This is a genomic window from Nocardioides iriomotensis, from assembly GCF_004168035.1.
In the GTDB taxonomy this organism is placed as follows: domain Bacteria; phylum Actinomycetota; class Actinomycetes; order Propionibacteriales; family Nocardioidaceae; genus Nocardioides_B; species Nocardioides_B iriomotensis.
The window spans coordinates 1-23,624 of the sequence record NZ_SDPU01000035.1 but is presented as its reverse complement, the minus strand read 5'-3'; the positions used below and the strand labels follow the sequence as shown (position 1 = coordinate 23,624).

Sequence of the window (23,624 nt, the reverse complement as noted above, 5' to 3'; positions counted from 1 at the left end):
GGCGAGGACGCTAGGAAGCCGAGATTTCGGCACGGACGTCGTCGTGTTGCGCCGCCGCAACATGTGTCTCACCGGTGCCGGTGGCGTCGTGTGAGATCTCGGGCGCCGGGCCGGCGACCTCCCGCAGCCAGTCGACGAGGCCGCACACGGCGTTGCGGCAGCCACCGCAGCCGGTGGTCGCGCGGGTGGCGGCGGCGATCTCGGGGACCGAGCACGCGCCGTCCTCCCAGGCGTGCACGATGTCGCCCTTGGTGACGCCGTTGCACCGGCAGACGTTCGCGGCGCCCGGCATCAGCGCGGGCGAGCCGTCGTCGGACTCGCGGTCGGGCAGCAGCATCAGCAGCGGGTCGGAGGGCACCGGCGTGCCGCGGTCGTAGGCGACGGTGAGCGACGGCGCGAGGTCCGGCGCCCCCACGCAGGTGACGCCGGTGACGCGGGCGTCGCGCACGGTGAGCTCGACGAAGCGGCGGCCGCCCGGGTCGCTGACGGTGACGACGCGCTCGCGGGCCGGGTCGGCCTGCGCGCCGGAGGTGCCCATCGTGACCAGGTCGACGCCGGCGGCCTTGAGCCGTACCGGTGCGGCGCCCACGGGGGTGGTGGGCGGCGCGGTGCCGGTCAGGTCGGCCGCCAGCCGGGCGGCCTGGTCCCAGCCGGGCGCCACTAGCCCGGCGCCGCCACCGGGAGCCTGGGCGCAGTCGCCGAGCGCGGTGACGGCCGGGTCGTCCGGGCTGCGCAGGTCGTCGCCGACCACGACGCCGCGGTCGACGGTCAGGCCCGCGTCGGCGGCGAGGTCGGTGCGGGCGCGGACGCCGCAGGAGACCAGCACGAGGTCGGCCTCGACCACCTCGCCGGTCGCCAGCCGGAGGCCGTCGCGACGGGCCTCGACGACGTGGGCGTCCGTGCGGACGGTGATGCCGAGGTCGTCGAGCGCGCCCGCGAGCACACCGGCGGGCGCCGGGTCGAGCTGGGTCTCCATCAGGTGCCGGGCGACGTGCAGCACGGTCACCTTCACCCCCCGCCGGACCAGCCCGCAGGCGGCCTCGAGTCCGAGCAGGCCACCGCCGAGGACGACGGCGTGGTGGCTGTTGAGCGAGCGGGCGGCGAGGTCGCGACAGTCGTCGAGCGTGCGCAGCACGGTGGCGTTCTCGCGCAGGCCCGGCACGGGGGGCACGAACGCGTCGGCGCCGGTGGCCAGCACCAGGTGGTCGTAGCGCAGCCGGACCCCGTCGGTGAGGAGCACGTGGCGGCTGTCCCGGTCGACCGCGACGACGGACGTGCCGAGGTGCAGCCGCACCCGCGCGGGATCGGGCTCGGGCAGGGCCAGCGCGGCCAGGTCGCAGCGGCCGGCGAGGACGTCGGAGAGCAGGATCCGGTTGTACGGCGCGTAGTCCTCCGCGCCGACGAGGTGCACGTCGTAGCGCCCCTCCTTGTCCCGCCGTACCAGCTCGTCGGCGAAGCGGTGCCCGACCATGCCGGCCCCCACCACCACGATCGTCTCGGTACCGCCAGTCATCGGTCCTCCTCCTCGGCCCGCGCGACGGAGACCGCGCAGACCTTGAACTCGGGCATCCCCGACACCGGGTCGGTGGCGTCGGTGGTGAGTGTGTTGGCCGAGCCCTCGCCCGGCCAGTGGAAGGGCATGAACACCGTGTCCGGCCGGATCGCGGTGCTGACCCGGGCGCGGGCGGTGGCCCGCCCGCGCGCGGACGTGATCGTGACGAGCTCGCCGTCGTCGACGCCGATGCCGCCGGCCAGGTGCGGGTGCAGCTCGACGAACGGCTCGGCCGCGACCCGGTTGAGGGCGGGCACGCGGCGGGTCTGGGCGCCGGACTGGTACTGCGCGAGCACCCGGCCGGTGACGAGGTAGACCGGGGCGTCGGGGCGAAGGTCGTCGTCGGGGCCGCCGGGGCGGACCGGCGTCATCGTGGCGCGGCCGGTGGCCGTGAGGAAGCCGTCGAGGAACATCCGCGGCGTCCCGGCGTGCGCCTCGTCCGGGCAGGGCCAGAACAGCTCCTCCCCCGCGTCGAGCCGCGCCCAGGAGATCCCGGCGTAGTCGGCCCGGCCGCCGGCGCTGGCCCGGCGGAGCTCGTCGTACACGGTCTCGGGGTCGCGGTCGAGCTTGGCGGGGCTGCCGAGCAGTGCGGCGAGGTCGGCGAGGACGTCGAGCTCGCTGCGCACCTCGGGCGGCGGCGCGACGGCGCGGCGGCGGCGCAGCACGCGGCCCTCGAGGTTGGTCATGGTGCCGTCCTCCTCGGCCCACTGGGTGACGGGCAGGACGACGTCGGCGAGCTGTGCGGTCTCGCTGGGTACGACGTCGCAGACGACGAGCAGGTCGAGGCGCTCGAGCCGCTCCCGGACGGCGGTGGCGTCGGGCGCGCTGACGACCACGTTGCTGCCGTGCACGAGGAGCGCCCTCACCTCGTCGCCGAGGCGGTGCAGCAGCTCGACGGCGGGGACGCCGGGACCGGGCAGGTCGTCGGGGTCGACGCCCCAGACTCCGGCGACGTGGGCCCGCGCGGCGGGGTCGCTGATCAGCCGGTAGCCAGGGAGCTGGTCGGACTTCTGGCCGTGCTCGCGGCCGCCCTGGCCGTTGCCCTGGCCGGTGAGGCAGCCGTAGCCGGAGCCCGTGCGCCCCGGCAGCCCGAGGGCGAGCGCGACGTTGATCGCGGCGGTGACGGTGTCGGTGCCGTCGGTGTGCTGCTCGACGCCGCGGCCGGTGAGGACGTAGCCACCGCGACCGCCGCGCGACGGCGACGCGTCGGCGAGCAGCCGGGCCGCGGCCCGCAGCGTGGCCTCGGGCACGCCGGTGCGGTCGGCGACCCGGCCGGGCCACCACTCGGCGACGCTGCGCTGCACGTCCTCCCAGCCGTCGGTGCGGGCGGCGAGGTAGGCGTGGTCGACGAGGTCGTCGGCGACCAGCACGTGCAGCAGCCCGAGCAGCAGCACCTGGTCGGTGCCGGGCAGCGGCTGGAGGTGCAGCCCCGCGCCCTCGGCGGTGAGTGCGGCGGTGGCGGAGCGTCGCGGGTCGACGACGACGAGGCCGCCGCGCCCGCGCACGCCGGCGAGGTGCTGCACCAACGGCGGCATCGTGTCGGCGACGTTGCTGCCGAGGAGCAGGACGGCGCCGGCGCCGCCGAGGTCGGGCAGCGGGAACGGCAGGCCGCGGTCGACGCCGAACGCCCGGTTGCCGGCCGCCGCGGCCGACGACATGCAGAACCGGCCGTTGTAGTCGATGTGCTTGGTGCGCAGGGCGACCCGGGCGAACTTGCCGAGCTGGTAGGCCTTCTCGTTGGTGAGGCCACCTCCGCCGAAGACACCGACGGCGTCCCGGCCGTGCGCGTCCTGCACCCGCCGTACCCCGCGGGCGACGACGTCGAGCGCCTCGTCCCAGGTGGCCGGGTGCAGCAGCCCGTCGTCGCCGCGCACCCACGGGTGCGTGAGACGGTCCGGCGCGGTGAGCACCTCGGGGCTGGTCCAGCCCTTCTGGCACAGCCCGCCGCGGTTGGTCGGGAACTCCCGGGGCGCGACCGCGACCGGCCCCGCTGTTCCTCCTGGGGCCGCCAACGACATGGCGCACTGGAGGGCGCAGTAGGGGCAGTGGGTGTCAGACACCGGCGCTCGCCAGCGGCGCCGAGCGGCGCAGGTAGAAGAACCAGGTCACGGCCAGCATCACGACGTACAGGCCGACGTAGACGTAGAGCGCCGGGACGATCGAACCGAACGCCGTCGTCGACCAGCCGTAGGTGCGCGGGACCAGGAAGCCGCCGTACGCGCCGATCGCGGAGATGATGCCGATGGCCGCGGCGGCCTGCCGCTTCGCGGCGGCGGTGGCGACGTGGTCGGCCGGGTCGACGCCGTGGCGGAAGATCGCGGGGATCATCCGGTACGTCGAGCCGTTGCCGACGCCGGTGGCGACGAAGAGCGCCATGAAGCTGGCGAAGAACAGCCCGAAGCTCTGCAGGCTCAGGCTCCACACGACTCCGAGCACGCCGGTGCCCATCAGCACGAAGGCGGCCGCCGTGACGCGGGCGCCGCCGACCTTGTCGGACAGCCGGCCGCCGAGCGGGCGGATCAGCGAGCCGACCAGCGCACCGAGGAACGCGTAGGCGGTGACGTTGACGTCGGGGAACTGGCCCTTGATCAGCAGCGGGAAGGCGGCGGCGTACCCGATGAACGAGCCGAACGTGCCGATGTACAGGAACGACATCACCCAGGTGTGCCGCTTCCGCGCCGCGGCGGCGCTGGACGCGAAGTCGGTCTTCGCGACCGTGAGGTTGTCCATCCACCGCCACGCGCAGAACGCCGCGAGCAGGATCAGCGGGATCCACATCAGGCCGGCGCGCTCGAGGTGGATGCCGGCGCCGATCGTGATGACCGCGGAGACCACGAACGGTGCCTGCACGACGGCGACGCCGATGTTGCCGCCGGCGGCGTTGAGGCCGAGGGCCCAGCCCTTCTCCTTCTCTGGGTAGAACCACGAGATGTTCGTCATCGACGAGGCGAAGTTGCCGCCCCCGAAGCCGGCCAGCGCGGCGACGAACAACATCGTGCCGAAGGACGTGTCCGGGTTGCTGACGGCCCAGGCGAGCGACGTCGTCGGGATCAGCAGGAGCAGCGCGGACACGATCGTCCAGTTGCGGCCGCCGAACCGAGGCACCGCGAACGTGTAGGGCAGCCGCAGCGTCGCGCCGACCAGGTTGGGCAGCGCGACCAGCCAGAACAGCTGGCCCTCCGTGAACGCGAACCCGACGGTGTTGAGATTGACCGCGACGATGCTCCACAGCACCCAGACCGAGAAGCCGAGGTGCTCGGCGAGGATCGAGAAGGTCAGGTTGCGGCGCGCGACGCGGCGGCCGGTGGTCTGCCAGAACTCCGGGTTCTCCGGGTCCCAGACGTCGATCCAGCCCTTCCGGTCACCCCGTGGTTGCGTCTGGAGCTGTGCCCGTTGGGTGACACCTGACGACATGCGGCTCTCCTCGCGACGTGACCCCCAGGACGGGGGTCGCTCGCGAAGGAACCTCTCAACCCGATGTTTCGGATCCGGTCATCGTGCCGTTACAGGACGTGAAACTCGGCGCACATCGGCATGCACGCCGGTGTGAGAAGAGTCAGAACAGCGCGGAGGCCAGCGACTGCCGGCCCTTGAGCACGCGCGGGTCGTCGTTGCCGACCGCGGCGAACAGGCCGAGCAGGTGCTGGCGGGCCCGGTCGCGCTCGTCGCCGGAGGTACGGCGGACGAGGTCGACGAGCCGCAGGAACGCGTCCTCCACGTGGCCTCCGGCCATGTCGAGGTCGGCCACGAGCGTCTGCGCGTCGACGTCGTCGGGCCGGTCGGCCGCGGCCTGCCGGGCCTGCTGCAGGTCGACGCCCGCGGTGCGCTGGAGCACCTTGGCCATGGCGAGCCCGCCCGCGGCCTCGGCGTCGGCGGGGTTGGCGTCGACGAGCTTCTGGTATTCCGCGACGGCGCTGTCGATGTCGCCCGCCGCCAGGGCGTCCTGCGCGGGCGCGTAGCGCGGGTCGACGACCTCCTCGTCGTCCTCGCCGTTTGCGGCGGTCTGCGCGAGCGGCTGGTGCCGGCCGGTGACGCCCTGCGTGGCGAGCTGCTGCATCACCTGGGTGAGCGCGGCGCGGAGGTCCTCGATGGGCGCCGGGTCCTGCAGGAGCGGCGCCGGGCGGCCCTGCACGACGGCGACCACGAAGGGCACCGACGGGATCTGCACGGCCTGGGCGATCTGCGGCGCGGCGTCGACGTCCACGCGGCCGAGGAGGAACTTGCCCTCGAACTCGTCGGCCAGCGTGGTCAGGTCGTCGGCGAGCTGCTCGCTCGCCGGCATCCGGCTCGGCGAGTAGAACGCCAGCAGCACCAGGGCGTTCATCGACGCCTCGAGCACGGTCTGGAACGACGCCTCGTCGACCTCGATCGCGTAGGCACCCGCCGTACCGCCGTTGCCGCCGGCGGGCGCGCCCGGCCCGGCAGGGCCGCCGGGCCCGCCGGTGGGAGCGGCGGGGCGCTTCAGGGCGGAGAGGTCGACGGCTCCGGGGCGCGAGAACGGCTGCTGCGTCATGCGCCCATTCTGCCCAGCGTGCGGTGAGGGGTCAGAACCGGGCCGGTTCGCGGTACTCGCCCCACTCCGCGCGCAGGGCGTCGCAGATCTCGCCGAGCGTCGCCTCGGCGCGGCAGGCGTCGAGCATCGCGGGGATCATGTTCTCGTCGCCGCGGGACGCCTCGAGCATGCGGGCGAGGGCGGCGTCGACGGCGGCCTGGTCGCGGTCGCCCCGGCGCGAGGTGAGCTCGCGGACCTGATCGATCTCCACCTCGTGGGAGACGCGCAGGATCTCGAGCTCGTGGGTGATCGACTCCTCGTGGCAGTTGACGCCGACGATCCTCTTGTCGCCCTTCTCGAGCGCGACCTGGTACTGGAAGGCCGCCTCGGCGATCTCCGACATGAACCAGCCGTCCTCGATGCCGCGCAGGATGCCGCGGGTCATCGGCCAGACCGCGCCGTGGGAGTCGCCGGTGCTGGTCGCCACCTGCTCGGCCAGGGCGCGGCGGCCCTCCTCGGTGGCGGAGGTGGTGTTCCAGCCGCCCTGCGCGAGGATCTGGTCGAAGATCGCGTAGGCCTCGGCCTCGATCCTGTCGGTGAGCGCCTCGACGTACCACGAGCCGCCGAGCGGGTCGGCGACGTTGACGACGCCGGTCTCCTCCATGATCACCTGCTGGGTGCGCAGCGCGATCTCAGCGGCCTGCTCGCTCGGCAGCGCCAGCGTCTCGTCGAGTGCGTTGGTGTGCAGGGAGTTGGTGCCGCCGAGCACCGCGGCGAGCGCCTCGATGCCGGTGCGGACGACGTTGTTGTAGGGCTGCTGCGCGGTGAGCGAGACGCCCGCGGTCTGGGTGTGGAACCGCAGCCACTGCGCCTTCTCGGTCCTCGCGCCGTAGACGTCGCGCACCCAGGTCGCCCAGATGCGTCGCGCGGCGCGGAACTTGGCGATCTCCTCGAAGAAGTCGACGTGGCTGTCGAAGAAGAACGACAGGCCCGGCGCGAACACGTCGACGTCGAGCCCGCGCGACAGGCCCAGCTCGACGTACCCGAAGCCGTCGGCGAGCGTGAACGCCAGCTCCTGCGCGGCCGTCGAGCCGGCCTCACGGATGTGGTAGCCGGACACCGAGAGCGGCTTGTAGGCCGGGATCTTCTCCGCGCAGTACTCCATCAGGTCGCCGATCAGGCGCAGGTGCGGCTCGGGCCCGAAGAGCCACTCCTTCTGCGCGATGTACTCCTTGAAGATGTCGGTCTGCAGGGTGCCGTTGAGCACGCCGAGGTCGACGCCCTGACGCTCGGCGGCGACGAGGTACATGCAGAACACGGGTACGGCGGGGCCGCTGATCGTCATCGAGGTGGTCACGTCGCCGAGCGGGATGTCGGAGAACAGCATGTCCATGTCGACGGTGGAGTCGACCGCGACGCCGCAGTGGCCGACCTCGCCGAGGCTCTTGGGGTCGTCGCTGTCGCGGCCCATCAGCGTCGGCATGTCGAACGCGACACTGAGCCCGCCGCCACCCCGGCCGAGGATCATCTTGTAGCGCTCGTTGGTCTGCTGGGCGTTGCCGAAGCCGGCGAACTGCCGGATCGTCCACGCCCGGCCGCGGTAGCCGGTCGGGTAGAGCCCGCGGGTGAACGGGAACTCGCCCGGCCACTCGGAGTCGTCGGTGCCGTAGGCCGGCTCGACCTCCATCCCGGACAGCGTGGTGAAGTCGACGTCGCGCACCTGGCCGCGGTCCCGCGACTTCGCGTAGCGGGCCTCCCAGCGGGCGCGGGCGGACTCGGCGGACGGCGTCTCGGGGGTCATGAAGAAATAGTAGGACGTCCTAGTAATTCTGGCCAGGCAAAGCCGCGAGAGGCCAGTTTCCCACCGCCCCCAGCGGCGTGTCGTGCGCGAAGTGGCCTCTCGGCGAGACGTCCGGACAGGCTCAGAAGTCGCCGGCGTCGCGACGCACCGGCCGCAGCAGGTCGGACAGCTCGGCCAGGTCGTCCTCGGTGAGCGAGGTGAGCGCGAAGCGGGCGGCCACCAGGTCGGCGGTGGCCTTCTCGACCGCCTCGCGGCCGGCGTCGGTGATCGCGGCGAGCACGGCCCGGCCGTCGTCCGGGTGCCGGCGGCGCACGACGAGCCCGGCCGCCTCGAGCCGGTCGACGATCGACGTCACCGAGGTCGCGTGCACCTGCAGCCGCTCCCCCATCTTGCCGAGCGGCAGCGCGCCCTGACGGGAGAAGACCAGCAGCACCAGCGCCTCGTAGCGGGCGAAGGTCAGGCCGTGCGGCTTGAGGATCTCGTCCAGCTGCGCGAGCACCAGCTGCTGGACGCGCATGAGCGAGGTGACCGCGTGCATCTGCGGCACCGCCTCCCACCGCCGGCCCCACTGCCGGGCAGCCTCGTCGATGGGGTCGAAGGGGAGCTTCCGCGCCATGGCGGCACCCTATTTCGTCGCGGCCGCGGGAACGCCGAGAGGCCACTTCCCGCACGACACGCCGCCGGGCGCGGTGGGGAGGTGGCCTCTCGCCGGGTGGGTCAGGAGACCTCGGCGGCGGCCTCGGAGAGGAGGTCGACGTAGGCGTCGAGGCCCCACGTGAGCGACAGCGCGGTCGGCGGGGACACCGAGGCGACGAGCTCCTCGCCGGTGGCCTCGGCGATCGTGCCGGCGTCGTACTGCGGGAGCGTCGTGGTCGAGGCGGCGTTCATGAACGCCTTCTGCGTCTGGGGGCTGTCGGCGTACGACAGCAGGACGTCGGAGTCGAGCTGGTCGACCTTCTCGTACGACAGCGTGAAGTAGAACGACGACTCCTCGGTGTCGAGCTTCTCCACGCTCGGAGCGGTCTCGAAGCCGAGGTCCTCGAGGAACTGCACGCGCGGGTCGGCGGACCGGTAGACATAGAACGAGCCGTAGTCGGCGACCGCGGCGATCGTCTTGCCCTGGAACTCCGGGTGCGCGTCGGCGGCCTTGCTGACGGCCCGGTCGATGTCGGCGAGCACCTGGTCGGCCTCGTCGGTCTTCCCGAGCGCCTCGCCGGCGGTGGTGATCACGTCGCGCCAGGGGGTCGCCCACGGCTGGTCGGGGTAGGCGACGACCGGCGCGATCTTGGAGAGCTTGTCGTACTGCTCCTGGGTCAGCCCGCTGTAGGTGGCAAGGATGACGTCGGGGTCGGCCTTGATGAACTCCTCGTACGGCGGCTCCTCGGCCTCCGTCAGCATGGTCGGCGGCTCGGCGCCGGCGGCCTCGATGGCCTCCTTGTTCCAGGGCAGCATGCCGTCCTGGTCGCCGGCGTACGCCGTCCGCGGGATCGCGACGGGGACGACGCCGAGGGCGATCGCGGCGTCGGCGGAGCCCCAGCCCCACGTCGCGACGCGGTCGGGGCGCTCCTCGATCGTGGTCTCGCCGAGGGCGTGCTCGAGGGTGACGGGCTCGAAAGAGCCGGAGCCGGCGTCGGTGGCGGTGTCGGTCTCGTCGCTCGAACCGCTGCCGCACGCGGCGAGCACGAGCGTCGCCGCGGCGGTGCCGGCCGCGGCGAGGGTGCGGACGAACCGGGGTCGGGTGGTCATGCTGCCTGCCTTGACTCGGACGCGGCCCAGGTTCGCCGCGAGTTAGGCAAGCCTAACCTAACTAAACAGTGCTGGGAGTGGCGGGGCGCGCGGCGGACACCGGGACCACGAGCGGTCCGCCGGTGACCGGGTCAGGCACGACCACGCAGGAGAGCCCGAACGCCGCCCGCACGGTCTCCTCGGTCAGCACGTCGGCCGGCGCGCCCTCGGTGAGCACGCGACCGTCGGCCATGACCACGAGGTGGTCGGCGTAACGCGCGGCGAGGTTCAGGTCGTGCAGCACCATGACGACCGTGGTGCCGCGCTCCCGGTTGACGGTGGCGAGCAGGTCGAGGACCTCGACCTGGTGGGCGACGTCGAGGTACGTCGTCGGCTCGTCGAGCAGCAGCACGCCGGTCTGCTGCGCGAGCGCCATCGCGATCCAGACGCGCTGGCGCTGGCCGCCGGACAGCTCGTCCATCCGCCGCTCGGCGAGGTCGTGCGTGCCGGTGGCGGCGAGCGCGTGCGCGACGACAGCGCGGTCGTCGGCGGTCCAGCGACGGAACGCGCCCTGGTGCGGGTAGCGCCCGCGCCCGACCAGGTCGGCGACCGTGATGCCCTCGGGCGCGACCGGTTGCTGCGGCAGCAGCCCGACCTCGGCAGCGAGCCGCCGGGTGCCGACCGTGGCGACGTCGCGGCCGTCGAGTGTCACCCGGCCCGCGGCCGGCTTCAGCAGCCGGCCGAGGCCGCGCAGGAGCGTGGACTTGCCGCAGCCGTTGGCGCCGACGACGACGGTCACCGCACCGGTCGGCACGGTCAGGTCGATGCCGTGCACGACCTCCCGCTTGTCGTAGGCGAGGTGCAGGCGTTCGGCGGTCAGGGTCATCGGTTGCCTCCGGTGAGGGGCCTGGACGAGGTGAGGAGCCAGATCAGGTAGCCGCCGCCGACGAGGCCGGTGACCAGGCCGACGGGTACGTCGAGGCCGGGCAGGGCGTGCTGGGCGGCGACGTCGGACGCGGTGACGACGGCGACGCCGACGAGGGCGGTGGGCACCAGCGCGATCCGGCCGTCGCCGACGAGACGCCGCGCGATGGGCGCGGAGGCCAGCGCGACGAACGCCACCGGACCGGCCGCCGCCGTGGCCACCGCCGCGAGCGCCGTACCGAGGGCGAGGGCGGTGAGCCGGGTGCGGGTGACGGGGACGCCCAGGGCGCGGGCGGTGTCGTCGCCGAGCCCGAGCATCCGCAGCCGGGACGAGAGCAGGAGCGCGACCGGGACGAGGACGGCGAGCGCCACCGCGAGCCGGGCGTTGCCCTCCCACGTCGCGCCGGCGACGGAGCCGCTCAGCCACACCAGCGCGTCCTGGGCGTTGCGGACGTCGCTGCGGGTGAGCAGGTAGCCGAGCACGCTGCTCGCGACGAACGCCAGCCCGATCCCGCAGAGCACGAAGCGGTGCCCGGAGACCCCGCCGCGCCACGCGAGCACGACGTTGAGGACCGCGGCGACCGCGGCACCCAGCAGCGCGCCGCCGGCGACCGCGACACCGCCGACGCCGAGCCAGAGCAGCGCGCCGACCGCGCCGACGCTCGCCCCCTGGGTGACGCCGATGATGTCGGGGCTCGCGAGCGGGTTGTGCAGCACGCTCTGGAACAGCCCGCCGGCGAGACCGAACGCGACGCCGACCAGGGCGCCGAGCACGAGCCGCGGCAGCCGGAACTCCACGAGCACGAGGGTGGACGTCTCGTCGCCGCGGCCGACCAAGGTCGCGAGCACGTCGCGGAACGGGATCGGCATGTCGCCCACCGACAGGTTCACCACGACGACGGCGAGGGTGACCAGCGCGAGGCCGGTGCCGACGACCACGCCTCGGGTACGGCGCCGCGCGGCGACGCGCTGCAGCCGCTCGGTCGCCTCGCGCTCCGGCGCCAGCACCGTCACGAGCCGACCGCCTTGGTGCCGCGGACCAGCGCGATGAGCACGGGGGCGCCCAGGACGGCGACGACGAGGCCGGCCTCGATCTCCGACGGCTGCGCGACGAGCCGGCCGACGACGTCGGCGACGAGCAGGACGACGGGGCCGAGCAGGGCGGCGTAGGGCAGCACCCAGCGGTGGTCGGGACCGACGACGGCGCGGGCGACGTGCGGCACCATCAGCCCGACGAACGCGATCGGGCCGGCGAGCGAGGTGGCTGCGCCGCACAGCAGCACGACGGCGGCCAGCACGACCAGCCGGCCGAGGACGACGTTCTGGCCGAGGCCGTGGGCCAGGTCGTCGCCGAGCGCGACGGCGTTCAGGAACCGGCCGGTCCCGGCGGCCAGCAGCAGCCCGGCCAGCACGAACGGCGCGAGCACGGCGATCGTCGACCACGGTCGGTTGACCAGCGAGCCGACCTGCCAGAAGCGGTACTGCGCCAGCGCCTTCTCGTCGGTCAGCAGCACGAGCGTGACCGCCGAGGTGGCGACGGCCGCGAAGGCGGCTCCGACCAGCGCGAGCTTGACCGGCGTGACGCTGCCCCAGCCCACCGAGGCCACGCCGTACACGGTGAGCGCGGCGACCGCGGCGCCGAGGAACGCGAACCACACGAACCCGGCCGCGGACCCGACCCCCAGCAGGGAGATCGCGCCGACCACGGCCAGCGAGGAACCGGCGTTCACCCCGAGCAGGCCCGGGTCGGCGATCGGGTTGCGGGTGAGCCCCTGCATCAGCGCGCCGGCGACGCCCAGCGCCACGCCGGCGAGCAGGCCGACGACCGTGCGCGGCACCCGCAGCTCGCGGACGACGGCGTGGTCGTTGTTGCCGGCGACCGGTGCGACCAGGGCGTCCCACACCGTGCCCGGCGCCAGGTCGCGCGCGCCCCAGGCCAGGCTGGCGGCACAGACCGCGACCAGCACGCCGGCGAGGACCAGCAGGCCCGCCAGCCGGGTCGGGACGCGGCGCACCGCGGGCACGGCGACGGCGGGTGCGGACACGACGGGACCTCGGACGGCGGGTGGGCTGAGTTAGGTCAGCCTAACCTAACCCGAGGTCAGCCCTGCTCGGCCCACCGCAGCGTGGCCGGCCGCCCCATCCGGGTGATCCGGCGCGAGACCAGCAGCGCGATCAGCGCGGCCACCGCGAACAGCGCCGCGCCCACGCCGAGCAGCACGAGGGAGTGCGTGGCGTAGAGCGGCGTGGGCTCGTACTCCCCCGCGTTGCCGAGGCTGAGCGACGGCAGCACCAGCCGGACCGCGGCGTAGGCGGACGCGACGCCGAGCACGACGGCGAGGCCGAGCATCGCGACATACTCCAGCACCGAGGCGCGCAGCAGGGTGCCCTGGGAGACGCCGACGACGCGCAGCGACGCGACCTCGTAGGACCGCCAGCGGGACTGCAGCACGGCCGAGGCGAAGACACCGAAGATCGCGAGCAGCAGCGTGGCCACGCCGACGACGAGGAACAGCCGCAGGCCGAGGCTGAACGCGTCGGTGCGCAGCGCGTCGAGCGCCTCGGCGTAGTCACCGAGCGGCGTCAGCGGCACCCCGGCGCGCGCGACCTCGTCGAGCAGCGCCTGCGGGGTGCCGGGGGCGACCCACAGCTGCGGCAGGATCGAGGCGCCGTACGGCGGGTCGAACTCGACGAGCGACGTCTCCAGGTCGGCCATCGACCCCTCCGCGCCCAGACCGGGGATCGCGTGCGTGCGGGTCACGACCCGCATCGGCACGGCCTCGCCGTTGAGGCCGGCACCGACGACGGTCGCGTCGTCGTAGCCGATCGCGGTGCCGGCGCCGATGCGGTCGGCCGACGCCGTGTCGGTGCCGTCGGCCACCACGACCGGGAGCACGTCCGGGGTCGTCGACGGTGTGATCCGCGCGAAGCCGGCGACCATGGTCGGCGCGGTGTCCTCACCGGTCGGGAGCTGGCCGAGGTACACGTCGACCCGCAGCCCGTCGGGGCCGGGCGTGAGCTCGACCGGCGGGTCGACCAGCGACACCGGGAACGGGCGCGCGGGCCGCCAGGCGTCCTCCTGGGTCAGCCCCCAGTCCACGTTGCGACCGTCGACGGACACGGCGCTGATCACGAGGTGGCCGTCGGCGTCGAGGACGGAGAGGCTGTCGCCGCTGAGGAACAGCTCCTCGAGCGTGCAGCCCTCCTCGCACCCGCGCAGGGTGGCGGTGAGTCGCTGGGCGCCGCGGCCGTCGGCGAGCACACCGAGCTCGGTGTTGCGCTGCTCGCCGGTACCGTCGACGTACTGCACCCACAGCACCGACGGCGTGTGCGTCGACGACGACAGCTCGACGTCGGTGACGTCGACAGCGATCTGCCTGCCCTCGAACGTGATCCGGTCCTGGGGCGGCCGGAGCGCCTGCTGCACCTGGCTGGCGCTCAGGTCCGACCAGGACGGGTCCCAGGCGACGACGTTCGCGAACCGGGTGGTGTCGACGAGCATCCGGCGCGACATGTCGTCGCCGGAGTTCTCGACGGCCGCGGCGGCGAGGTAGCGGCCCTCGGGGTCGAGGTCGCGCGTGACCTGCAGCAGCCGTCCGACCGACACCTCGGTCTGGAACGTCCGCGCGGCGCCGACCTCGGCCCGGGCCCGGCTCACCCGCCAGTCGTCGGAGACCGCCGTCGCCGACACCGCGAACGCGATGACCGAGACGGCGAGGAGAAGCGGGATCATCAGGTTCGCGAGGTCGGTACGGCGCGCGAGGCGGCGGGACGCGAGGTAGGCCGGCGTGCCGCTGCGGTAGGTCGTGCGGGCAAGCCAGTGGTTGCTGAGCAGCCGGAGCAGCCAGGCGCCGCCGACGGCGACCGCGAGCGCGATCAGCATCGGGGCGAGCAGCGCGAGCAGCTGGCTGGACTGGTCGTCGGACGTCAGCAGCTGAGCGACGGCGGCGACCGCCACGGCGACGACGGCGGTGCGCAGGACGAGCGCGCCGCGCGACGAGGAGCGGCGGGTGAGGGCCGAGGCGAGCGCGCGCGAGAGCGGCTCGCGGATCACGTCGAGCGCGGCGAGGGCCGACGCGACCAGCGCCGACAGCGCGACCAGGACGAGCGCGAGCCAGGCCGCGGCGTCCAGCGCGACCGGGATGCCCGGCGTGAACCACAGCCGCGCGACGGCATGCGCGAGCAGCACTGCCGTGCCGAGCGCCAGCGGGGTCGCGACCAGCACGACGAGGAACGGCTCCCCCACGGCGAACCCGAACACCTGCCGGCGCGAGTGCCCGCGCAGCTTGGCGAGCGCGACGTACGGGCGGCGGAGCGCGGCACCCGCCGACACCAGGGCGAAGAGCAGCAGCAGCGCCAGCACGACCAGCGGTGCCAGCGCGGCCAGCATCACCCGTCCCAGCAGGGTGCGCTCCGCACGGACGCCGTCGAAGAGCGTCTGCAGGTCGAGCTGCTCGACCTCGCCCCCGGTGCTGGTCTCGAGCAGCTGGTCCTGGAAGCCGGCCGCGGCCCGCTGCGCCGCGTCCATCGTGTCGAGGTCGACCGCGCCCGGGTCGACCGGCCGGTCGACGCCGCCACGGAAGGTCTGCGACACCATCGAACCGGGGTCGGTGAGCAGGGCCGGCGTCGCGGGTGGCGCCGCCTCGCCCTTGGCCGGCGGCGGCACGAGGTTGTCGATACCGGTGAACCGCGAGAGGTCGAACCACGCCGGCGAGTCCGGGTCGGCGACGGAGTAGGTGCCGACGACGTCGTAGGTCTCCGTGCGCTTCCGCTCGTCCTCGACGAGGGAGAACTCGTCGCCGCCGCGCTCGACCTTCTGCAGGTAGGCGTCGTTGAAGGTCAGGCTGACGGTGTCGCCCGGCCCGAGTCCCATCGTCTCGGCCATCACGTCCTGCATCAGCACCTCGTGGGGCGCCGACGGGCACCGGCCCTCGACGTCCGCGAGGTCGCACATGCCGTCGCGCCAGTAGAGCGGCACCTGGAACGTCTTGTCGCCCCACGGCATCGTGCCGCCGCGGTCGAGGAGCCAGCCGGTCTGCGTCGGCCAGAAGCGGTCGCGTTCCGGGGCGGCGACCTCGGCGGCGGCCTCGTCGACGAGCGTCTGCGGGTCGGGCGGCGTGAACCGGTCGGGTGACCCCTGCGGGACCTCGTCGGTGGCGGGGACGGAGTAGGCCAGGCCGGTGGTGTACGGCGCCCGCGCGGCGAGCCGGGTGTCGACGAGGTGCTCGCCGGAGACCCGCCCGTACATCGGGCCGAGCACCGCGGCGGTCACCGCGATCCAGATGACCAGGCCCGCGGCCAGGCTGATGGCACGGCGGGACCACAGCCCCGCGAGCAGGATCCTCACGCGTGTCCTCCGTCGTCGGAGCCGGGCTCGTCGACGGGCACGAGCAGGACGCCGTCGTCGGTGGGCTCGAACCGCACGAGCATGCCCGCGGGGAACCGGCCGGCCAGGTCGTCGGGGATGTGCACGGTGCCGTCCTCGTCGACAACGCCGAAGTCGAACCCGTGCCGGCCCTCGGACCCGATCCGGCCGTTGCGGATCGTGATGCTGCGCGGCATCTGCTGGGCGACCTCGGGGTCGTGGGTCACCAGCACCACCGTGGTGCCGAACTCGCGGTTGACGAGGTGGATCAGCTCGAGCATCGCGTCGCGGTCGTCGTGGGCGAGCTGCGAGGTGGGCTCGTCGGCGAGCAGCAGGCCGGCGCCCGACGAGATCGCGGCCGCGAACGCGATCCGCTGCTTCTCGCCGCCGGACATCCCGACGAGCGGCCGGTCGGCGAGGTCGCGCAGACCGAGGCGCTCGAGCAGCTCGGTGGCCGGCAGCAGCCGGCGTCGTACGGCGGTCGGCACTGCCCGGCGGGCGAACTCGATGTTCTCCACCGCCCCGGCGTACGGCAGCAGGTTGCGGGCGGCGCCCTGCAGCAGCGACGCGACGGTGCCGGAGCGCAGCCGGCCGAGCTCGGCCTCGCTGATCCGCGAGATGTCCTGGCCGTCGACGATCACCTTGCCCGCCGACGGCCGGAGCACGCCGCCGAACAGGCTGAGCAGCGTGGACTTGCCGGAGCCCGACGGGCCGAGCAGGGCGACCTGCTCGCCGGGCCGGATGTCGAGGTTGACGCCACGCAGCGCGACGACGTCGTGCCCGCCGGCGGTGGTGTAGATCTGCACGACGTTCACGCAGCGCACGGCCACACCCGTGCGCTGCGGCACCGCCGGCATCGACTGGGTCGCGCTCACGGGGTGGGCCTCCGGTAGAGGTCGTGCTCGTGGCCCTCGGCCGGTCGAGCCTGTCGAGATCCCGAGGTCACCGTCTCTGCGAGCACGCCGTCGACGAGGTGCACCTCGTCGTCGCACATCGCGGCCACCTCGGGGTCGTGCGTGGCGACCACGACGACGGCACCACGGTCGGCCTCGGCGCGCAGCTCGGCGACGACGTGGTCGCGGTTGGTCTCGTCGAGCTCGCTGGTCGGCTCGTCGGCGAGCAGCACGTCGGCCTCCGCCGCGAGCGCGCGGGCGACGGCGACCCGCTGGGTCTGGCCGCCGGACAGCTCGGAGATCAGCCGGTCGGCGAGGTCGCCGACACCGACGCGAACCAGGGCGGCGACCGCGCGCTCGGCGGCCTGCCGCGGGTCGGCGCCCCGGGCGCGCAGGGCGATCGCGATGTTCTCCTCCGCGGTCAGCGTGGGCACGAGGCCGTAGGTCTGCAGCACCAGCGCCGTCCCGGCGCGCGGCTCGCCGTGCCGGGTGCCCACCGCGCCGCCGTCGTACGACGCCTCCCCGGCGTCCGGGCGGACCAGGCCGCCGAGGACGCTCATCAGGGTGGTCTTGCCGGAGCCGCTGGACCCGGTGAGCGCGAGCATGCGTCCCGACTCCGCGGTGACCGACACGTCGTCGATCAAGGTCCGACCGGCACCGACGACCTTCACGCCGTCCGCTCTCAGCTCCGCCACGCACTCCCCCTCACGTCCGCCGGGCAGCCTCCCTGCCAGGGGTGTCGGTTGGCAACACTCCTGGCCGCGGCAGAACGCAAATGTGGCTGAGTCGTGACCTCAGTTGATGACGCGGGGACCGCGCAGACCGGCGCGCTGGACGACCCGCTGGATGGTCAGGTCGCGGTCGTAGGGGCGACCGACGAACCGGATGTCCCGCAGTCCCTGCTCCTGGGCGGCCGACTCGAACACGAAGTGGCCGTAGTCGAACAGCCGCCCGGTCAGGGACTTCTCGACCGTGATGTCGAGGATGCGGCCGAGCGGCATGGTGGCGAGCTTCTGAGCGAACACCCCGCGCACGCGGAACACCCGCATGTTGGTGATCACGAAGCGGTCCATGTGCTCGTCGAGCGCCTTGTAGGCGGCGTGCGTCCAGATCACGAACGCCGCCACGAACGGGAACCAGGCGAGGTCCACCGGCGCGATGAGGAAGAGGTAGAAGACGAGCACGCCGGCCAGCGCCTCGAGCACGGGCACGATGTAGACGACCCAGTGGTGCAGGACCTCGTCGACGATGACCTCGCCCTCGTCACGCAGCAGGTGCTTGCGGATCTTGGGGTCGAACGTGCTCCCCAGGCCGGCCATCCGCGCCTCGCCTACAGGCTCTGGAAGATCTGCAGCAGGCCCTGGAAGACCGAGGTGATCGCGCCGGCCACCCAGCGCACGCTGTCGGCCGCGGTCCCCGGGGCCGTGGCGATCACGAACAGCACGAACAGGATCGCGATGATCGTCAGGATCTTCTTCATCCGTCGGCTCCGTCCCGAGTGGGTGGTGTGCGGCAGGCAGGTACGGCGCGATCCCCGGGCGCGGGCAGACCTGCGAGTCATTCCTAGCAGAAACCGGTCCCGGCATGCCGCAGGCACGCGGCGGGTAGTCCCCCGGCATGACCGATCCGGACGAGTGCGACCCGGCCACCGTCGACGCGGTCGGCAAGATCACCGAGGCGCTGGAGACCACCGAGCGCGCCCGCGGCCACCTGTACTCCTTCCACCAGCTCACCGGCAGCGCCGACCTCCAGCTCGGCAAAGGCGTCGCGCAGCTCCGCGCCGCGGGGCACGACGACCTCGCCGACGAGATCGAGCGGGACCTGGTCGGTCGCAACGTGATCACGGACCGGTGGACCTTCCAGATCATGGAGGAGTACGACGACACGTACTGGTCGGCCTTCCGGGCCACCGAGCAGCGCGTCCGGGAGGCGCTGACCGGCGGGACGCGGCACGTGCACGAGGCGCGGATGAAGGAGGACCGCCGCACGCACGGGCGGCACCACCACGAGAAGGGCCACGACAAGGTGTGAGCCGGGTGCGACACTCCCCGGCATGACCGAGCAACGCCTCCCCGACCCCGCCCTGGTGGTGCTGGTCGGCGCGAGCGGGTCCGGCAAGTCCACCTGGGCCGAGCAGCGCTACCGCGCCGCCGAGGTGGTCTCGTCCGACGCGCTGCGCGGCGTGGTCGGCTCCGGCCGGCACGACCTCGACGCGTCGACCGAGGCGTTCGCGCTGCTCGACCAGATCGTGGCCGGGCGGGTGCGCCGCGGGCTGACCACCGTGGTCGACACGCTCGGGCTCGACGCGGACCGCCGCCGCGGCTACCTCGACCTGGGCCGTCGGCACGGCCTGCCGACGGTCGTGGTCGCGTTCGACGTACCGCCCGCGCTGTGCCGGCAGCGCAACGCCGTCCGCGACCGACCGGTGCCCGCGCCGGTGCTGGCGCAGCAGCTGCGCACGGCTCGGTCGGTGGTCGACGCGCTGGCCGGCGAGGGCTGGGACCACGTCGTCGTCCTGACCGACGACGCGCCGGCACCTGCCGCTCCCGAACCGGCCGCGACGCCGGAGCCGCCGACCGGGTTCGGCGTGGTGCTGCAGGTGTCGCGGTTCCCGTGGGGTGAGGACCCGGCCGGCTGGCTGCGCGAGGTCGCGCTCGCCGCGGACGCGTGCGGCTTCGCCGGGATCGCGCTGATGGACCACCTGATCCAGATCCCGCAGGTCGGCACCGCGTGGGAGCCGATCCCCGAGCCGTGGGTGACGCTCGGGATGCTGGCCGGGCTCGACACGCGGCTGCGGCTCGGCACCCTGGTGACGCCGGTGACGTTCCGGCCGCCCGGCATCACCGCCAAGGCCGCGGCGACGCTGGACGTGCTGTCCGGTGGCCGCGCGTTCGTCGGCGTCGGCGCGGGCTGGTGGGAGCGGGAGCACGCCGGGTTCGGCCTCGCGTTCCCGCCCGCGAAGCAGCGGCTCGACGCGCTGGAGGCCGGCATCGAGACCATGCGGGCGCTGTGGGCGGCCGGCACCAAGGCGTACGACGGTGAGCACGTCGCGCTGCCGGAGACGACCTCCTACCCGCGGCCGGTCCACGACATCCCGGTCGTGGTGGGCGGTGGCGGCGAGCGGCGCACGCTCCGCATCGCGGCGCGGTTGGGCGACGCCTGCAACGTCCGGCTCACCGCCGACGACGCCGACCTCGACCACAAGGTCGCCGTCCTGCGGCGGCACTGCGCCGCCGTGGGGCGTGATCCCGCCGAGGTTGAGGTGACCGTGCTCGACCTGCCCGTCGTCGGCACCGACCGCGACGACACGTGGGAACGGGTCGAGCGGCTGCGCGGCCGGACCGCGGCGGCGACGTACGCCAGGGCGCACCACGCGGGGACGGCCGCCGAGCACCGCGAGCGCTACGCGCGGCTCGCGGAGCGAGGCGTGGGCACGGTGTTCGCCGCGTTGCCCGACCTCGCGGGTCCCGACGACGTGCTGCGGCTGGGGGCCGCGGTTCAGTCCGTGTAGGTCTCGAGGAGCGAGTCGGCGGCGGTGTAGGGGTCGCTGTCGCCCGAAGCGACCTTCTCGGCGAGGGCGTCGAGCTCGGTGCGCTCGTGGACGTCGCCCCAGCGCGACCGCAGCGCGGTCACCGCGATCGCCTCGATCTCGTCGCGGGCGCGGCGCACCCGGCGCCGGTCGAGCTCGCCGGAGGACTCCATCCAGGCGCGGTGCTCGTCGATCTTCTCGACCACCTCGTCGACGCCCTGCCCGGTCTGCGCGACGGTGAGCACGATCGGCGGCTTCCACGCCTCCGCGTCGCGCTCGGCCAGCGCGAGCATGTTGCGCAGCTCGCGCCGCACCTGCTCGGCCCCGTCGCGGTCGGCCTTGTTGACGACGTACACGTCGCCGATCTCGAGGATGCCCGCCTTGGCCGCCTGGATGCCGTCGCCCATGCCGGGGGCGAGCAGCACCAGCGTCGTGTCGGCCAGGCCCGCGATCTCGACCTCGCTCTGCCCGACACCCACCGTTTCGATCAGCACCACGTCGCAGCCGGCCGCGTCGAGCACGCGCAGCGCCTGCGGGGTCGTCCACGAGAGCCCGCCCAGGTGGCCGCGCGAGGCCATCGAGCGGATGTAGACCTCCTTGTCGAGCGCGTGATCCTGCATCCGCACCCGGTCGCCGAGCAGCGCGCCGCCGGAGAACGGCGACGACGGGTCGACCGCGAGCACGCCGACGCGCTTGCCGGCCTTGCGCAGCGCGGCGACGAGCGCGTTCGTCGAGGTCGACTTCCCCACGCCGGGCGAGCCGGTGATGCCGACGATCTGCGCGTGGCCGGTGTACGGCGCCAGCCCCGCCATCACCTCGCGCAGCAGCGGCGACGCGTCCTCGACCAGCGAGATCAGCCGCGCGACCGCCCGGGCCTCGCCGTTGCGCGCACGCTCGACGAGGTCGGGGACGGAGACGGCGCCGCGACGGCCTCCCGTCACGGAACGCGGATGATCAGGGCGTCGCCCTGGCCGCCGCCACCGCACAGGGCGGCCGCACCGACGCCGCCACCGCGGCGCTTGAGCTCCAGCGCGAGGTGCAGGGCGATGCGCGCCCCGGACATGCCGACCGGGTGACCGAGGGCGATGGCGCCGCCGTTGACGTTGACCTTGTCCTCGTCGAGGCCGAGCTCGCGCGCCGACTCGATGCCGACCGCGGCGAACGCCTCGTTGATCTCGACCAGGTCGAGGGCGGCGGGCTCGATGCCCTCCTTGGCGCAGGCCTTGGCGATCGCGTTGGCGGGCTGCATCTGCAGCGTCGAATCGGGGCCGGCGACCTGGCCGTGCGCGCCGATCTCGGCGATCCAGGTGAGGCCGAGCTCCTCGGCCTTGGCCTTGCTCATCACGACGACGGCGCAGGCGCCGTCGGAGATCTGCGACGCGGAGCCGGCGGTGATGGTGCCGTCCCTGGAGAACGCCGGACGAAGCTTGCCCAGGCTCTCGACGGTGGTGTCGCCGCGAACGCCCTCGTCCTGCGAGACCACGACCGGGTCGCCCTTGCGCTGCGGGATCTCGACCGGGACGACCTCGTCGTCGAAGAGGCCGTTCTTCCAGGCCTCGGCGGCGCGCTGGTGGGAGCGGGCGGCGAACGCGTCCTGCTCCTCGCGGGTGAGGTTCTTGCCCGCGGCGTTGCAGCTCTCGGTCAGCGCGCCCATCGCCTGCTGCGTGGCCTGGTCGTACAGGGCGTCGTAGGCCATCGCGTCCACGAGCGCCACGTCGCCGTACTTGTAGCCCTCGCGGGACTTCGGCAGGAAGTGCGGCGCCTGGGTCATCGACTCCATGCCGCCGGCCACGACGATCTCGTGCTCGCCGGCGCGGATCAGCTGGTCGGCCAGCGCGATCGCGTTGACGCCCGACAGGCAGACCTTGTTGATGGTGATCGAGGGCATCGACATCGGCAGGCCGGCCGCGATGCCCGCCGTGCGGGCGGGGTTCTGGCCGGCGCCGGCCAGGATGACCTGGCCCATGATCAAGTAGTCGACCTGGTCGCCGGACACCCCGGCCTTGTCGAGCGCGCCCTTGATCGCGACGCCGCCGAGCTCCGCGGCGGACTTGTCCTTGAGCCCGCCGAGCAGGCGGCCGATCGGCGTACGAGCGCCGGCGACGATGACGGATCCGGACATGGAAGCCTCCTGCGGGAGTCGACGAGACGGGGCGCCGGGAACGGGCCGGGCCACTCGCTGCCGACGATACCCACGGTGACGAGGGACACGGGAGGGGGCGGGCGCCCTTCGCGGTGAGGAACAAGTCACAGTCCCTCGCGGCCCGCCGCCCGCCGTACCACCATGACGGCATGAGCGTGGAGATCCCCGAGCACCTGTTCGTCGCCATCGACCACGTCGGCGTCGCCGTCGCCGATCTCGACGAGGCGATGGCCTTTTACCGCGACGCGTTCGGGATGACCGTCGTGCACGAGGAGACCAACGAGGAGCAGGGCGTCCGCGAGGCGATGGTCGCCGTCGGCGACTCCGGCTCCTGCATCCAGCTGCTCGCCCCGCTCTCCCCGGAGTCGACGATCGCCAAGTTCCTCGACCGCAGCGGCCCCGGCCTCCAGCAGCTCGCCTACCGGGTCACCGACGTCGAGCAGGTCGCGGACGTGTTGCGCTCGCGTGGGCTGCGACTGCTGTACGACGCCCCGAAGCGCGGCACCGCCGGCAGCCGGGTGAACTTCGTCCACCCGAAGGACGCCGGCGGCGTGCTGGTGGAGCTGGTGGAGCCGGGGCAGGGGCACTGACCCCTCCGCTCCCGCTGTTGCCGTCGCCTGCGCAGCAAGGGTTCTGACCGTTCCGAAACTGTCGGTGCTCGGTGATCGAATGAGTCATGGCAGCGATCCCGGCACCCGAGCAGGCGGACTCCCTCGCTGGAGTGCTGGCTGCGATCCGCGCCGAGCGTGCGGCCGCGGATCGCGCGGAGTGCCGGGTCCTGGAGCTGGCCGTCGACTGGGCGGCGATGCACGAGTGGTCGGATCCGCTGGGCCCGGAAAGCTTGGTGGCAGTGGGCGGTTCTGGGACGCCGGAGGTCGGTGAGTTCTGTGTCGCCGAGCTGGCCGCCGCGCTCCGGATTTCCACGGACGCCGGCCGGTCGCTGCTGGCCGAGGCGGTCGAGCTGGCCCACCGGCTCCCCCAGACCTGGCGCCGGGTCCGTGCCGGTGATCTGCCCGCGTGGCGGGCCCGGCGGGTCGCCTGCTCCACGCTCGTGCTGACCCCTGAGGGCGCCCGGTACGTCGACCGCCACGTCGCGCCGTTCGCCCACCGGGTCGGGCCGGCGCAGCTGGACCGGCTGGTCGAGGAGGCGCTGGTCCGGTTCGAGCCCGACCTCGCCGACGCCCGACGCCGCGCGGCCGA

21 protein-coding genes are annotated in these 23,624 nt (G+C 73.7%); 4 read left to right on the top strand and 17 right to left on the bottom strand.

Translation table 11 applies throughout. The features are described from left to right. Positions 1 to 10: 10 nt before the first annotated feature. From ETU37_RS19860 to ETU37_RS23350, 15 genes are all read right to left on the bottom strand, one after another. On the bottom strand, positions 11 to 1,513 hold the full coding sequence (locus ETU37_RS19860) for an FAD-dependent oxidoreductase (protein ID WP_129989101.1): 1,503 nt from the start codon (positions 1,511 to 1,513) through the stop codon (positions 11 to 13). After that, the gene (locus ETU37_RS19855) at positions 1,510 to 3,612 is read right to left on the bottom strand and encodes a molybdopterin oxidoreductase family protein (protein WP_129989100.1); all 2,103 of its coding nucleotides are present in this window, start codon (positions 3,610 to 3,612) and stop codon (positions 1,510 to 1,512) included. Before ETU37_RS19855 ends, ETU37_RS19860 begins: the two co-directional genes overlap by 4 nt. Then, on the bottom strand, positions 3,605 to 4,966 hold the full coding sequence (locus ETU37_RS19850; RefSeq protein WP_129989099.1) for a NarK family nitrate/nitrite MFS transporter: 1,362 nt from the start codon (positions 4,964 to 4,966) through the stop codon (positions 3,605 to 3,607). The genes ETU37_RS19855 and ETU37_RS19850 overlap by 8 nt, the downstream gene beginning before the upstream one ends. A 142-nt stretch (positions 4,967 to 5,108) precedes the next feature. After that, the gene (locus ETU37_RS19845; RefSeq protein WP_129989098.1) at positions 5,109 to 6,065 is read right to left on the bottom strand and encodes a tetratricopeptide repeat protein; all 957 of its coding nucleotides are present in this window, start codon (positions 6,063 to 6,065) and stop codon (positions 5,109 to 5,111) included. Positions 6,066 to 6,096: 31 nt separating this feature from the next. Continuing rightward, on the bottom strand, positions 6,097 to 7,845 hold the full coding sequence (locus tag ETU37_RS19840; RefSeq protein ID WP_129989097.1) for a coenzyme B12-dependent isobutyryl-CoA mutase large subunit: 1,749 nt from the start codon (positions 7,843 to 7,845) through the stop codon (positions 6,097 to 6,099). A gap of 121 nt (positions 7,846 to 7,966) precedes the next feature. Continuing rightward, on the bottom strand, positions 7,967 to 8,461 hold the full coding sequence (locus tag ETU37_RS19835) for a MarR family winged helix-turn-helix transcriptional regulator (protein WP_129989096.1): 495 nt from the start codon (positions 8,459 to 8,461) through the stop codon (positions 7,967 to 7,969). A gap of 101 nt (positions 8,462 to 8,562) precedes the next feature. Next, a complete protein-coding gene (locus tag ETU37_RS19830; protein WP_129989095.1) occupies positions 8,563 to 9,591 on the bottom strand; it encodes an iron-siderophore ABC transporter substrate-binding protein in 1,029 nt (342 codons plus the stop codon). A 61-nt stretch (positions 9,592 to 9,652) separates the two neighbouring features. Then, positions 9,653 to 10,456 carry an ABC transporter ATP-binding protein gene (locus ETU37_RS19825; protein ID WP_129989094.1) on the bottom strand — a complete coding sequence of 268 codons (804 nt, stop codon included), beginning with the start codon at positions 10,454 to 10,456 and terminating at the stop codon, positions 9,653 to 9,655. Then, a complete protein-coding gene (locus ETU37_RS19820) occupies positions 10,453 to 11,508 on the bottom strand; it encodes a FecCD family ABC transporter permease (protein WP_129989093.1) in 1,056 nt (351 codons plus the stop codon). The genes ETU37_RS19825 and ETU37_RS19820 overlap by 4 nt, the downstream gene beginning before the upstream one ends. Then, positions 11,505 to 12,539 (bottom strand): FecCD family ABC transporter permease, encoded by a 1,035-nt coding sequence (locus ETU37_RS19815; RefSeq protein WP_129989092.1) that lies wholly within the window; start codon positions 12,537 to 12,539, stop codon positions 11,505 to 11,507. Before ETU37_RS19815 ends, ETU37_RS19820 begins: the two co-directional genes overlap by 4 nt. A 56-nt stretch (positions 12,540 to 12,595) precedes the next feature. Continuing rightward, positions 12,596 to 15,841 (bottom strand): ABC transporter permease, encoded by a 3,246-nt coding sequence (locus ETU37_RS19810; RefSeq protein ID WP_129989091.1) that lies wholly within the window; start codon positions 15,839 to 15,841, stop codon positions 12,596 to 12,598. Beyond that, positions 15,838 to 16,734, bottom strand: coding sequence for an ABC transporter ATP-binding protein (locus tag ETU37_RS19805; RefSeq protein WP_240755848.1), 897 nt, complete (start codon positions 16,732 to 16,734; stop codon positions 15,838 to 15,840). Before ETU37_RS19805 ends, ETU37_RS19810 begins: the two co-directional genes overlap by 4 nt. Beyond that, a complete protein-coding gene (locus ETU37_RS19800) occupies positions 16,731 to 17,447 on the bottom strand; it encodes an ABC transporter ATP-binding protein (protein ID WP_206054071.1) in 717 nt (238 codons plus the stop codon). The genes ETU37_RS19805 and ETU37_RS19800 overlap by 4 nt, the downstream gene beginning before the upstream one ends. 99 nt (positions 17,448 to 17,546) lie before the next feature. Further along, positions 17,547 to 18,071, bottom strand: a complete 525-nt coding sequence (locus tag ETU37_RS19795; protein WP_129989090.1) for a PH domain-containing protein — start codon at positions 18,069 to 18,071, stop codon at positions 17,547 to 17,549. Between the two features lie 11 nt (positions 18,072 to 18,082). Beyond that, positions 18,083 to 18,232, bottom strand: a complete 150-nt coding sequence (locus ETU37_RS23350) for a hypothetical protein (RefSeq protein ID WP_165372613.1) — start codon at positions 18,230 to 18,232, stop codon at positions 18,083 to 18,085. Positions 18,233 to 18,369: 137 nt separating this feature from the next. Here ETU37_RS23350 and ETU37_RS19790 point away from each other — a divergent pair, with 137 nt between their 5' ends. Together ETU37_RS19790 and ETU37_RS19785 are read left to right on the top strand one after the other, a co-directional pair. Continuing rightward, positions 18,370 to 18,783: a hypothetical protein gene (locus ETU37_RS19790; protein ID WP_129989089.1), complete on the top strand. Its 414-nt coding sequence runs from the start codon at positions 18,370 to 18,372 to the stop codon at positions 18,781 to 18,783. A 22-nt stretch (positions 18,784 to 18,805) separates the two neighbouring features. Next, a complete protein-coding gene (locus tag ETU37_RS19785) occupies positions 18,806 to 20,263 on the top strand; it encodes an LLM class flavin-dependent oxidoreductase (RefSeq protein WP_129989088.1) in 1,458 nt (485 codons plus the stop codon). Here ETU37_RS19785 and meaB read toward each other — a convergent pair. Further along, the gene (gene meaB, locus ETU37_RS19780) at positions 20,251 to 21,222 is read right to left on the bottom strand and encodes a methylmalonyl Co-A mutase-associated GTPase MeaB (RefSeq protein ID WP_129989087.1); all 972 of its coding nucleotides are present in this window, start codon (positions 21,220 to 21,222) and stop codon (positions 20,251 to 20,253) included. The two genes, ETU37_RS19785 and meaB, sit on opposite strands and share 13 nt — an antisense overlap. Then, positions 21,219 to 22,403, bottom strand: coding sequence for an acetyl-CoA C-acetyltransferase (locus ETU37_RS19775; protein ID WP_129989086.1), 1,185 nt, complete (start codon positions 22,401 to 22,403; stop codon positions 21,219 to 21,221). Before ETU37_RS19775 ends, meaB begins: the two co-directional genes overlap by 4 nt. 170 nt (positions 22,404 to 22,573) lie before the next feature. Between ETU37_RS19775 and mce the strand changes: the two genes are divergently transcribed. After that, positions 22,574 to 23,014, top strand: coding sequence for a methylmalonyl-CoA epimerase (gene mce, locus ETU37_RS19770; RefSeq protein ID WP_129989085.1), 441 nt, complete (start codon positions 22,574 to 22,576; stop codon positions 23,012 to 23,014). 86 nt (positions 23,015 to 23,100) lie between these two features. Then, positions 23,101 to 23,624 (top strand): DUF222 domain-containing protein (locus ETU37_RS19765; protein ID WP_129989084.1); only part of this gene is annotated, 524 nt, incomplete at its 3' end.

Coding starts and splice junctions, on each gene's coding strand:
- ETU37_RS19860 (WP_129989101.1), bottom strand. CDS start 1,513: ATGACTGGCGGTACCGAGACGATCGTGGTGGTGGGGGCCGGCATGGTC.
- ETU37_RS19850 (WP_129989099.1), bottom strand. CDS start 4,966: ATGTCGTCAGGTGTCACCCAACGGGCACAGCTCCAGACGCAACCACGG.
- ETU37_RS19845 (WP_129989098.1), bottom strand. CDS start 6,065: ATGACGCAGCAGCCGTTCTCGCGCCCCGGAGCCGTCGACCTCTCCGCC.
- ETU37_RS19840 (WP_129989097.1), bottom strand. CDS start 7,845: ATGACCCCCGAGACGCCGTCCGCCGAGTCCGCCCGCGCCCGCTGGGAG.
- ETU37_RS19835 (WP_129989096.1), bottom strand. CDS start 8,461: ATGGCGCGGAAGCTCCCCTTCGACCCCATCGACGAGGCTGCCCGGCAG.
- ETU37_RS19830 (WP_129989095.1), bottom strand. CDS start 9,591: ATGACCACCCGACCCCGGTTCGTCCGCACCCTCGCCGCGGCCGGCACC.
- ETU37_RS19825 (WP_129989094.1), bottom strand. CDS start 10,456: ATGACCCTGACCGCCGAACGCCTGCACCTCGCCTACGACAAGCGGGAG.
- ETU37_RS19795 (WP_129989090.1), bottom strand. CDS start 18,071: ATGGCCGGCCTGGGGAGCACGTTCGACCCCAAGATCCGCAAGCACCTG.
- ETU37_RS23350 (WP_165372613.1), bottom strand. CDS start 18,232: ATGAAGAAGATCCTGACGATCATCGCGATCCTGTTCGTGCTGTTCGTG.
- ETU37_RS19790 (WP_129989089.1), top strand. CDS start 18,370: ATGACCGATCCGGACGAGTGCGACCCGGCCACCGTCGACGCGGTCGGC.
- ETU37_RS19785 (WP_129989088.1), top strand. CDS start 18,806: ATGACCGAGCAACGCCTCCCCGACCCCGCCCTGGTGGTGCTGGTCGGC.
- ETU37_RS19775 (WP_129989086.1), bottom strand. CDS start 22,403: ATGTCCGGATCCGTCATCGTCGCCGGCGCTCGTACGCCGATCGGCCGC.
- mce (WP_129989085.1), top strand. CDS start 22,574: ATGAGCGTGGAGATCCCCGAGCACCTGTTCGTCGCCATCGACCACGTC.